Below are 11,601 nucleotides of genomic sequence, written 5' to 3'. Positions count from 1 at the left end.
ATGTATGATATATGATAATATAACAGAATGCATCGGAAATACACCCGTAGTAGATTTTAAAAGTGATTTAGTACCTTATGGTAAAAAGTTATATCTAAAGCTAGATTACTTTAATCCAAATTTTAGTGTGAAAGATAGAACAGCTCTTGGGTTAGTCAAAGCTGCTATGAAAAACAGGAAAATTCAGAAAGGTGATATTTTAATAGAGTCAACTTCAGGTAATTTGGGTAAATCTCTAGCGATGTTAGGAGCTGTTTATGGATTTCAGGTAATCATTGTGGTGGATCCAAAGATTAGTTCTAACCTATTAAAGTGGTATAACGCATATGGTGCCCGGGTTGAAATGGTAAAAACTCCAGATGAAAATGGTGGTTTCCAAAAAGCAAGAATTCAACGTGTGAAAGAGCTTATAGTCCAATATCCTAATGCATATTGGACAAATCAATATGATAATCCCGATAATCCCAATTTTCATGCTGAAACTACTGGTAAAGAAATTGTCGATTTACCTATTGATTCTGTTGTGGGTGCAGTAAGTACAGGTGGACATTTGTGCGGAGTCGGCAAATTTATTAAGCAATTTAATCCTGAAATTAATGTTATTGCTTGTGATGTACAAGGTTCTGCTGTATTCCAAAATCACTTTAATCCCTATTTAATTAACGGAGTTGGGTTGAGTTGGAGAGGCCAAAATACAAATTTAGAAGTTATAGATCAAGTTTGTATAGCAAGTGATCAAGAAGCGATTTCAACCTGTCGTATATTAGCTAAAAAGTATGGAATTATGATAGGCGGTTCTGGAGGATTATCAGTCGTCTCAGCATTGGCCTGGCTTAATAATAGTAATGCAAAGGCAGTTGTGGCTATTATTCCAGATACAGGGATAAATTATTTGGATCAGATTTATGATGATGTTTGGTTAGAGAAAAAAGGAATAATATTATTAGAAGAAGAACAACTTCAACAAAGAATAGATGCTAAGAAGTTTATGAAACCAGACAATATAGAAAGTAAAACTTTAGTCTAGGAAATATAGACGTCTAGTTCGCAGTCTATATTAATTTTGCTGCTTGGTTATATAAATTGTAAACAGAAAAGAGATTCCAATTATCATAAATATATATGTGTATCTTCTATTAATAAAAGGTGGTAAATAGTGAAATGAATACTAATAAAAATCAATTTATACAGTTCATTTACGAGGAGGAAATTCTTAAATTTGGAAATTTTAAATTAAAATCAGGCCGTAACAGTCCCTATTTCTTTAATTTTGGTTCATTTGATGATTCAGTTAAATTAGCTAAATTAGGAGAGTCCTATGCCTCTAGTATTATAGAAAATAACATCGAATTTGATGTTATTTTCGGCCCTGCATATAAAGGAATCCCAATCTCCTTATCTGCGTCTATGGCTTTATTCTATAAACATGGATTACGAGTTAATTATGCGTTTAATCGTAAAGAGGCAAAAGACCATGGTGAAGGTGGAAATATTGTTGGGACTTCTTTAAAAGGAAGAAAAGTACTTGCAGTAGACGATGTTATTACATCGGGCAGAACAATCAAAGAAACAAAAGAAATTATCGAGAGAGAAGGTGGAGAACTATCCGCTTTTCTTGTTGCTCTTGATAGAGAGGAAAAGGCATTAGAGTCTCAACTGTCAGCCTTAGAAGAGGCATCCAAAAATTATGGTGTAGAAATATATGCAGTAGCTAAAATCTCTGATGTAATGAGTTATATGGAAAAAGAGCATGGTAAAACCTATGTTCATCTTTCTAAAATTCAGGAGTATTTAAAATTATATGGATCAAAAAACTTCGCAACTTATTGATATATAATATCTATTAAAATAAAAGATGAGTAAACAGGGAGTAATAAGGACCCCTACTATAAGAATCCCCTTATAGTAGGGGTCCTGCAGCATCACCATCATGTTTTTAATTTATAATGCTCCCAAACGAAAAATTCATGTCTTTTATAGCAAGGAAGTTCATTTTTATTGTTTTGGGGATACTTCAAGATATTTAGTTGATGGGCATTTGGTGCTACCTCTTAAAGGCATGAATTTTATCCAGGTAATAATTACCTTTTATATCCTAAGCTAGTTTATCTATAGTATAAATGGGTATATTGATGACATTAGTATTTTTATACTGCATAATTCATTAATTCAAATCTACAAAGAGATAAAATTTCTTTGTAGATTTTTTAATTACTAAAAATATTAAAAAAACTTCACAACAAACACATATTAACTCCACACATAGCACAAGTTGAAACTATATAATAAACTTATATTTGAATACATAAATAATTTAAATATAACAATATTATGAATATACGTTAAATGATTCGAATAAAATTTAAATTGAATGTGAGGTTGTATTATGAACAAATTTAATAATGATAATGTACAAGGTTTAGTTTCTGAAGAAAACGTTGAACTATTAAAAGTTATGGCTCATCCAATACGTCTACAAATTGTTAGTGAATTGGCTAAGAGCAAGAAATTAAATGTAACACAATTAACTAATATTTTGGATATTCCACAATCAACAGTATCGCAACATTTATCCAAAATGAAAGGGAAAGCACTGAAGGCTGAAAGAAAAGGGTTAGAGATATACTATCATATTCAAAACTCCAAAGCTGATAAAATCATACAAATACTAGGTCATGCTAATTAAATTGAAAAAATAGGTGGATGTATACCAAAACACGGATTACAATTCACCTATTTTTTATTTTATAAAAAACATAAAAACGTTATAGTATAATTTCTATAATTATAGTCCCTGTTCAACGTATTAAAAGTTTTAAAGCGTATGTTATAAAATTTAAGTCTTTTAAATAAGAAGATTGGTTAATTTTCCGTAGAGTAAGGATTTGTGAAATGTTAAATATATAGATTTTCTGGTCGTGATAGTTTAGCCATTTATATCATTGTACAATCACAATTGTAAGAAATCACCACAAAAGAAGGATATAAGATGATTAGCTGGATTAAAAACATTATCAAACCTACATTAGAAGAACAGCTTTTTACACTTGAATATAAAAATAAAATATTAATTGTTGCTATCTAAAAAGGTAGAAAGATATTTACAAACAACGAAAGAGTAATTGAATTTAGTAATTTATTAATAGATAGACTAATAAATACTTATAAACATAAAGGAAATCTAACTTATTTTGAAATGGCTGTATTGGATAAAGCATTAACAGACAGTGTTTATAGTATGAGCTTTCTATTGTTATCACAATTGAATAAGTAAGAAAACATTAATTCAATATCTACACAATTAAAATCTAAAGGTTTTTATTTAATAGATACCTTTGGTTATATTAATATAAAAAGAATACTTCCATACACTCAACTTATTCATGAGTAGATCTATATAAAAAGAATTTATACTTAATAAAAGAATGAGCTTACTTTATAGTGTGAAATGCTGAATTTTCAATGGAGACAGTTCATTTAGTACCCATTTTCTTGTCTGAAAAGTATCCAGTTTCATGTCTTTCTACAAGTAGAAGGGGGTAGTAACTCAAATCCCCAAGAGTTCGTTAAATTCACATTTAACGAACTCTTGGATGGTGGTTCATGATTTTAAAAGATAAATAATTGTTATTTTATCTAAGGTACTGAGTTTATATCAAATTCTATGAAATAATAAAATCATATTATTATACATTTTATAATTGACTTATAATCTTCTCTATAAGAACTGAAGAGATATCTGTGGCAAATAGTTCAATACTACTATATAACAAGTTCGCATCATCATATATTAATAGTTCTATTCTATTATAATTATTATTTTGTTTTTTAATAAGAAATTCGATTAATTCATCTGAGATTGGTATCGGAATTTTAATTTCATAGCTACCAAGAATAATGTATAAATGTAATATTTTTTTATCTGCAGATAACTCCATTTTATTTCCAAATAAATTAGTTTGTTTTAGTATAGTTAATTGCTCTTCACTAAATAAACAACTAATTAATAAAGTATCAAAATTATTATTAATCTGATTTATTTTTATCCCTTTACTGAGAGAAATAGAATTTTCACTTAATAACGGATTATTATTTTTATTATAGTCTTGATAAATATCGGCAATTATATCAAAAAAGATACTAAACACTTCTGTAGATATAGTTGAAAAAGGCACAACACCTAATAAAATGTTATTAGCAAAATCATTTTTAGAAATTGTTATGTTTTCCCCCGTCTTAGCAATTTCTTCAAAATTACCAACATCATTTTTTACATATAGTACTTTCTCTTCAATATGTATTAAATCTGTACTAGGCTTAACTTTAAGAGCATAAGTGTTTTCTTGAGTTTTATGTTTCCTGCTTTTTACATCAAATTCCCGAGCCAAATATAATCTTCTTTTTTTAGTATCTAAAGTCTGCATTTCTTTATCTGTATAATAATGTTCAATACTAATTAAAGGAGTATTTTTCCTATGTTTAGGAATAGGCAATACAAGGGAATAAACATTATTTCCATGGTATATGTAAGGAACTCCGGCATGTTTTTTATTTATCTTTTCAATGTCTGCATCAAAAACAAAAATTTTTAATTTTTCATTATTAAAGAGAGCATGATAATCACACATTTTCTCCAAAGTATTACATCCCATATCAACATCATTCTCATATTCGAAAAAATCCACATCTAAGTTCTCATATCTATGAGAACTCTTAAAGTTACTTAAGGCATTTTTCAAATGCTTCCAATCCGTCTTGCCTTCAGTAATAATCAAATGATTTATATCATCAGTAATTTCATTTAACCTTGTATTCATTTTAGGTAAATATTTTTTTATATAGATTTCCGAATCAGTATTCTGATTCATTAAATAAATTTTAATTTCATCTTTTGTTGGTGAAACTTCTATACGTACTAAGTCATTCTTATAAATTATTAAGCGATCATCATCCTCAGAACCATAAATAAATATAATATCATTACTTATACTAACAGATTTTACTTTGAACTTAGAGTAATGACCTATTTGATTCGATCGAGAAGAATCGGAGTTATCATTGTGAACTAATTTAATATAAATCCATTGATTTTTAAATTTTTTTATAACTTCTTCAGCTTCTAATAGAGGGATATTTATTAGCCTAATATCCCATCCTAATTGATTATTAACTTCTTCCATTTTCGCACCATCCATAACTATAATATTTAACTACTAATTAAAATTAGAAATCGCAAATAAACACTTAATATATATATTAGTATATAACATATATATATTTCAGGTACAAAAAAGGATTTAAAATTTTAAAAATAAAGGTTCTAATATAGTGTAACTTTCAATGAACTGATATTTTGAATATTTTAATTACAAACTTATCCCTAGAATGAAGAAGATCAGCAATTGTAAAATACGCCTCTATTTTTTCATCTAACTGAGATAGGAGTAGAAGTTTATTTTCTGATTTAACAAAAAACAAAATTATTCAGAATAAACTTTAAAATAAATGTCTTTATGGGGTAGTGACAGGGTTGCTGTCATAGACCGCAAAGTAAAAACACAGAGATTTGTCACCTCTGTATTTCTTCAAGTTTTCTTTGATTGATTGCTCGATAAAGAGAGCCTTGTGATATGCCAGTTCCTTCTACAATTTCTTTAATTGAGTATTCTTTACTGTCATACATGCGTAATGCAATCGAGAGCTTTTCTTTTTCTAATTTTGGCCTACCTAACTTTTTTCCACGCTTCTTACTTGCTTCTAATCCTTCTTTTACTCGTTCTGCAATCAAATTTCTTTCTAATTCTGCGATAACACACATCATTTGCAACATAGCTTTTCCTGTAGGAGTTCCTGTATCCATATTCTCTTTCAATGATACAAATTGAATTCCTATTTCTTCGAACTGTTGAATAATACTTAGGATATCTAATGTTTTACGTCCTAAACGTGAAATACTTTCAACTACAACAGTATCTCCTTTTCTTATCACATCAAACAAATTTATAAGACCTTGTCTTTCTCGGATTGTTCCAGTGAATTTTTCTTGAATGACTTTTTCACATCCGTATTCAGTAAGTGAATGGATTTGACGATCTAAATTTTGATCGAGAGTAGATACGCGTGCATAACCAATAATCATTTGTTTCCTCCTGTACAATCATATACTTTCATTGTACTGAAGGTTCATTTATTGTAAAGGTATTTTGTAATACTTTTGGTAACTATTTTTTGTAACCTGAAAAACCTTATAAATATAGAAATAGAAGCAGGATGAGAAATGTTACAAAAATATTGGTTTTTGGTAATCTAGTTTTTGCAGGAAATCAAATTTATAATAAGAATTAAAAGTGTACGGCACACTTTTTTTCAAGGAGGATAGATATGATTACGGGTCGTGATCAATTGAGTCAAGAAATTATTAAAGATCTTACTGATAAAACCATAAAAGTTAAGGATGTTCCAAAACGATACGATGTCTCATTAGATCAAGCCAAACGTTTATCACGTTATTTAAAAATCACATTAGCTGCGAATAAACATTTAAGTGAATCAGTAAATCGAAAAGTTCATTTGATGGGATTAAAAGTACTAGCGCTCGCAGATTTGTTTAAGAATGAAGACTGGGAAGGACTTGAAGAAATTTTATCTTCTGTAAATGAAAATATTACAAGAGACCAGCTTAAACAAATGGTATTATCTTTAGAAGAAAAACGTGAACGAATACAGGCATTCCTAGAAGAAACAAAATTTAAAATCAAATATTTAGAAGAAAGTAGAAAAGATGCTAAAGAAAAAATAGAACAACTAAAATCTATTCAAAGTGAAATCAAAGTCTTAACGAATGATTTTCAAAAATACGATGAAATAACAAGAGAATTCTTATTAGAACATGTTGGAATTTATCAACGAACATCACAAGGGAAAAATGGAGCAACAAATACTCTAATTCTCATAAAACGCCTTGATTCTTTGTTTCAAAAAAAGCTAAAAAATATGGGTATCATCACATATAATGACTTGAAATATACTCATGAAATCAATGATTTAGACAAATTTGTAAGAGCTTATCTAGAACGGAAAAATAAGCGGGGAGGTATCATTTGGGACTTCGAAAAAGAAGATAGAAGAGCTGAAAATAAGACGTATTTTGCTCCTTCTTCACCGTACTATAAAAAAGGCGTTCAGTTAATTGGCGAAAGCCTTTTAAAAAAAATAGAACAAACAAAAGAAGATTTAAAAAAGACTGAAGAACAAATAAAAGAAACTGAAAAAGAAATTCAAGATTTAAGAAAAATTAGTGTTAAATCATTTTCCGAAGCCGTTCTTGCATCTAATATGTTATCTGCTAAGGAAATTCAAAAACATGGTGAATTACAATATAAAGCAGGGAAATGGTTGTACTCAAAAGGATATGTAGTTGGATTTGAAGTGACCCTACCTAATGGGAGACGTGTTGATGTAGCTGGTTTTAATGAAAATAGAGAAATTATATTTGTTGAAGTAAAAGCATCTGATAAGGACTTTCAAAATGATAAGAAATGGAAAGAATATCTTTTGTACTGCGATAAATTTTACTTTTTTGGAGATTGGGAGCTCATACCACATAGTAAAGACGATAAAACAGATGCTGGTTTTTTATTGAAATATGGGAATACAATAGAAGTATGTTCTGAAACAGCAATTGAACACTCTGCAAAAAATCGTGATACTATCATTTTCTCCATTTCACGTGCTATATCAAAGAAGTTAGTATATGGATATTAAGAAGTGTACGGCACATTTAATCTCTGCTATCAAAAAGTGTGCCGTACACTTCTTTATTCACATTATTTTGACCTATATAACTATTCGTTTATTGAGTTCCATATGAAATTACTTTAACAAGCTTTCTAAAACTTCCAGTTTGTATTTAAGTATGAAAATTTCTTTCTTGATTTGCTCTTGTTCCCATTTTTCCGTAATCACCCTATGCATGTATCGAGAGCGATGATATTCACGTTCACAACTATAGCAAACATGCTTATTTTTCAATTTACCGTTTACCCAAAAAACATCAAAACAGGATATATGTGTTTCCAATCCACATACCGGACAAATTTTGGTACTTTTGTAGCTTTCGTTCTTTGTTAATCCATATTTATTAGACAAGTATTTCACTCTTCTAGTGCTTATATTCAATGCTTTAGCTATATCAGCTTGTGTTCCCCACTTATACATACTCTTAAGTATTTCTTCTTCTGATTTTCCTTCTTCTTTAGAACGTATCACGTATCTTGTCAAAGAGTGATCCAATATGAAATCCTCCCATCAATTTTGTACTTTTTCAAATCTAAAGTACAATTCTGTATTTCCATACATAGAAATCTAATTTATGAAACTTCAAACTTAATCGGAATTCGTTTATTCATATTAAGCTTGAAAGTTCCGTAAGGATTTACGTGAGTATAAAATAAAGGTGTTAATGCCCGAAAATCCTCTTGTGTCATTTTTTTTAGCCAATATTTATCACGATCATAAAGAACTTCTTGCAACATTAAAGTGTTAATATACACTAAACAATTTTGCAATAAATGTAATGCTAGAACAGATACTTCTTGTCCTTCTAAAGAATTTGTTTGAATCTCACTGTTTTTTCCGTAAAAAATAAAGCTATTTGCTGAGTTCCAGTTTTCTACGGTATTTAATCCTTCATGAATCTCTCTGCGAATTTCTTCGGAATGTAAATATTCACACAGGAAGATGGTTTTAATTGCTTTCCCTAGCTCGCTTAATGCTTGATAAGTAGGGTGTTGAACATCTTTAGTAAAACGTTTTAAAATCGACTCTGCAGATGCAGTACCTAATCTAAGGGCAGTTGCATATTTAACAATTTGTTCATATTGTTGACGAATCAGATCCCATTTTATAGGTCTAGTTAATATTGGTTGTAAACTAGAATAGGCATCTTGCATTCCAGTTTCAGGTCGATAAAGTTTTTGTGAATAAATATTTTTAAACCTTGGCATCAGTTTAAAACCAAGTAAATGACAGAAAGCAAAAGCAACTTCACTCTGTCCATGCGTATCTACGTAATTTTTATCCACAGACATTTCTGTACAATGTCGTAAAACACCTTCAATCATGGCAGCTACTTCTGATGATGAACAAGATTTTAACTGAGAATAAATACAAGTAGATTTTTTATCAACATGCCAATAAATCATGACACCACGTCCACGATAACGAATATGCCATTCTGTTAAAAGATTTTGATCCCAAGCCCCAAACTTTTTTGAGTCTGAAGCACAAGCTGTTGTTCCATCTCCCCAAATATCTTTTAATCGTTGATACATAATTTGATTTACAACTTCAGCAATTGCTTTCCGAAGATTATCTTTATGAATAAACTTTTTACGGATATATAAAAGTTCACGATAGCTATCAGTAGTATTTCCTGAAGAGACTCTTTTAAGACCTGTATTTGTTCCTAGTCCAAATAAACAAAGGATGAGTCTTCGTTGAACGGTTTCTCTATCAAGAATTTCTCGGTCTGCAGTTGTTTTGAAATGTTTCGTGAAATTAGCAAGGAAATCCGCTTCTTTTAATACATCTAGTAAGTTTGTATTTGGCCATTTGTTTCTGATTTCGTTTTTTATTTGAGATAAATGAATAGGATCATCCTGTTTTTCTAATGGAGAAAGACGAATCCATCCATTATTTTTGGAGAGTATACTTACCTTTTGATTATTTTTAGACAACAATCCTTCATCTAAAAGAGAAAGCTTTTTCTTCATCTGTTCAATTAGTTCTGAAATAAATGGTTCTACATCAAGGGGCAATTTTAGTGCTTGAAAATGTTCCTCTTTATAATCATCAAAATCCTGAGGTAAATCTTCTTCTGGATTACGATATCTATTTGCTCCCTGAATCCAAATTTCTTTACAACGGAGTTTACCTCTTAAAGATTGTAAGACAGCGATTTCATAATTAATTCGATTCATCCGTCGAGTTCCATTGGTATCTGTTTCAATAATCGTATCCTTCCATTTTGGTTGAATTACACCATCGATTGGAACATCATCTTTCGAAGCAAAATATCTTTGGCCACTATTGGCATATTCTCGTATTACTTGAATAGCATGAATAACCGGTTGATGCATTTGGTTATTAGATCGAAATTCAAGAATGTCTAATAACTGAGGAATAGCACGACGATAATGATTTCCATATGATGCATGCATTTTTATATAAACTTTCTCCCTGTATATACGTTTATTCCGTTTCAGTTCTTGTAAAATATCTTGAAGAGTTTGAGGATCCGCTACAGAATATAAAATTTCGTTAATAATCCCGTCGGGATGCTCAATCATAGCTTCTAATAGATTAATAATATATTTATTCTTGCCTTGGACCTTTTTCATTTCTTCAATAATTTCTTTATCTGTTTGTTTAGTAGCCCTTTTACCGATTTTATGAGTAATATCGATAAGTAAATCAGCTAAATGGTCTGTCACTTCTGATTGTCGGCACCAAAATAATATAGATAACAGGGTGTACCGAATTGGCTCAGGATGGGCACGTAAATCAGTTAACGTTTCTGTCGCAGCCCTCAATCGATATTTTTTTAATAGTTTGGAAGGTATATGTTGAAATAAATCTAATGGTATTTGAAGATGGCGAATGGCCAATAATTTTTGTATTTCTTGATGAAGGGTTTTTAAACTGGCACGACCTGGATCAGCAAGTAAATCACGAAATGTTAACAGTTCATTTTCTTCTAACTGTTCGTCGTTATTTATATCAATAGATGATTCAAGAAAAGAATCGATTCTAGATCGTGTGGATTCTGATAAGTTGTGACATGTTGATTCAAAGAAGTTGACCTCGTAGGTGTTAATTGCTGAATCAATCATTCGATTCAAGCGACCGAGAGTAGGAGGTTCTATTTTCCAATTGCGAAATTGTTCATATGCTTTTGCTCTTAAATAATCTGTGTCATGAGTAAAGTTCACTTGGTCTACTAACCATTTTTGGAATATAGGCATATCATTGGCCGTGAATTCATGAAAACCAAAAGATTCCCTTATTTGCTTGCGATGATAGGTAAAATTTCGTTCTTCCGCACCCCAACGGTAACTATCGAATAAATCTGGCGAAAGATCTAATTGTTTTGCAATATATGCAATCACTACTTTAGGAATATCCTGTTTTTTAATCGGAAATCTAGCTTCATGTTGAAAATACTTTAAAAGGACCGCAAAACCTAGGCGGCTAGCACCTGTTTTATTACCAATTAACTGTCGTTCCATTGGAACTAAAATAAAATATTCAATGAGCTCATCGTCAGTCCAGTTTCTTTTCATCATTTTTCTCCTTACTTTATTTGTCTGTTTATATTTAGTGTAAGGAAAAATTAGTAATAAAAAAAGCCTTCTTTCAGGCTTTAAATTTTATATTTCAAAAAGTTACTTTGCGGTCTATGACAGCAACCCTGTCACTACCCCTTTATATGCTAAAATTTAAATTATACTTAGCGCAAATAGTTATCTAATTCACTATTTTATGTATTGGAAAGATTAATATTACCTTCTTATCGATACATAATAGACAGATATAAACAAA

Annotated in this window: 8 protein-coding genes; 4 read left to right on the top strand and 4 right to left on the bottom strand. The window is 30.1% G+C overall.

What is annotated here, in order from left to right; genetic code table 11:
• The first annotated feature begins 4 nt into the window (after positions 1-4).
• The 3 genes from JFU02_RS01870 (at position 5) to JFU02_RS01860 (ending at position 2,686) form a co-directional block, all read left to right on the top strand.
• The gene (locus tag JFU02_RS01870; protein WP_201069517.1) at positions 5-1,027 is read left to right on the top strand and encodes a PLP-dependent cysteine synthase family protein; all 1,023 of its coding nucleotides are present in this window, start codon (positions 5-7) and stop codon (positions 1,025-1,027) included.
• A gap of 134 nt (positions 1,028-1,161) precedes the next feature.
• Positions 1,162-1,830: an orotate phosphoribosyltransferase gene (pyrE, locus tag JFU02_RS01865; RefSeq protein WP_201069516.1), complete on the top strand. Its 669-nt coding sequence runs from the start codon at positions 1,162-1,164 to the stop codon at positions 1,828-1,830.
• Between the two features lie 556 nt (positions 1,831-2,386).
• A complete protein-coding gene (locus tag JFU02_RS01860) occupies positions 2,387-2,686 on the top strand; it encodes an ArsR/SmtB family transcription factor (RefSeq protein ID WP_002016873.1) in 300 nt (99 codons plus the stop codon).
• 1,009 nt (positions 2,687-3,695) lie between these two features.
• On the opposite strand, the gene JFU02_RS01850 is transcribed toward JFU02_RS01860, so the two are convergent.
• Together JFU02_RS01850 and JFU02_RS01845 are read right to left on the bottom strand one after the other, a co-directional pair.
• Positions 3,696-5,180, bottom strand: coding sequence for a hypothetical protein (locus JFU02_RS01850; protein ID WP_201069515.1), 1,485 nt, complete (start codon positions 5,178-5,180; stop codon positions 3,696-3,698).
• 389 nt (positions 5,181-5,569) lie between these two features.
• On the bottom strand, positions 5,570-6,139 hold the full coding sequence (locus JFU02_RS01845) for a recombinase family protein (RefSeq protein WP_000583547.1): 570 nt from the start codon (positions 6,137-6,139) through the stop codon (positions 5,570-5,572).
• Positions 6,140-6,402: 263 nt separating this feature from the next.
• On the opposite strand from JFU02_RS01845, the gene JFU02_RS01840 reads away from it, so the two are divergent.
• The gene (locus JFU02_RS01840; protein ID WP_242488015.1) at positions 6,403-7,764 is read left to right on the top strand and encodes an MmcB family DNA repair protein; all 1,362 of its coding nucleotides are present in this window, start codon (positions 6,403-6,405) and stop codon (positions 7,762-7,764) included.
• Between the two features lie 108 nt (positions 7,765-7,872).
• On the opposite strand, the gene JFU02_RS01835 is transcribed toward JFU02_RS01840, so the two are convergent.
• Positions 7,873-8,292 (bottom strand): hypothetical protein, encoded by a 420-nt coding sequence (locus tag JFU02_RS01835; protein WP_207193670.1) that lies wholly within the window; start codon positions 8,290-8,292, stop codon positions 7,873-7,875.
• A gap of 77 nt (positions 8,293-8,369) precedes the next feature.
• Complete coding sequence (locus tag JFU02_RS01830) at positions 8,370-11,342, bottom strand: Tn3 family transposase (protein ID WP_201069513.1); 2,973 nt, start codon at positions 11,340-11,342, stop codon at positions 8,370-8,372.
• Positions 11,343-11,601: the final 259 nt, after the last annotated feature.

Origin of the sequence: Bacillus sp. TH13 (assembly GCF_016651175.1) — a bacterium.
In the GTDB taxonomy this organism is placed as follows: domain Bacteria; phylum Bacillota; class Bacilli; order Bacillales; family Bacillaceae_G; genus Bacillus_A; species Bacillus_A thuringiensis_S.
This window is presented reverse-complemented; position numbering and strand designations above follow the sequence as displayed.

Excerpts from the sequence above, each read along its gene's own strand:
- JFU02_RS01845 (WP_000583547.1), bottom strand. The coding sequence starts at position 6,139 with ATGATTATTGGTTATGCACGCGTATCTACTCTCGATCAAAATTTAGAT.
- JFU02_RS01860 (WP_002016873.1), top strand. The coding sequence starts at position 2,387 with ATGAACAAATTTAATAATGATAATGTACAAGGTTTAGTTTCTGAAGAA.
- JFU02_RS01870 (WP_201069517.1), top strand. The coding sequence starts at position 5 with ATGATATATGATAATATAACAGAATGCATCGGAAATACACCCGTAGTA.
- JFU02_RS01830 (WP_201069513.1), bottom strand. The coding sequence starts at position 11,342 with ATGAAAAGAAACTGGACTGACGATGAGCTCATTGAATATTTTATTTTA.
- JFU02_RS01850 (WP_201069515.1), bottom strand. The coding sequence starts at position 5,180 with ATGGAAGAAGTTAATAATCAATTAGGATGGGATATTAGGCTAATAAAT.
- pyrE (WP_201069516.1), top strand. The coding sequence starts at position 1,162 with ATGAATACTAATAAAAATCAATTTATACAGTTCATTTACGAGGAGGAA.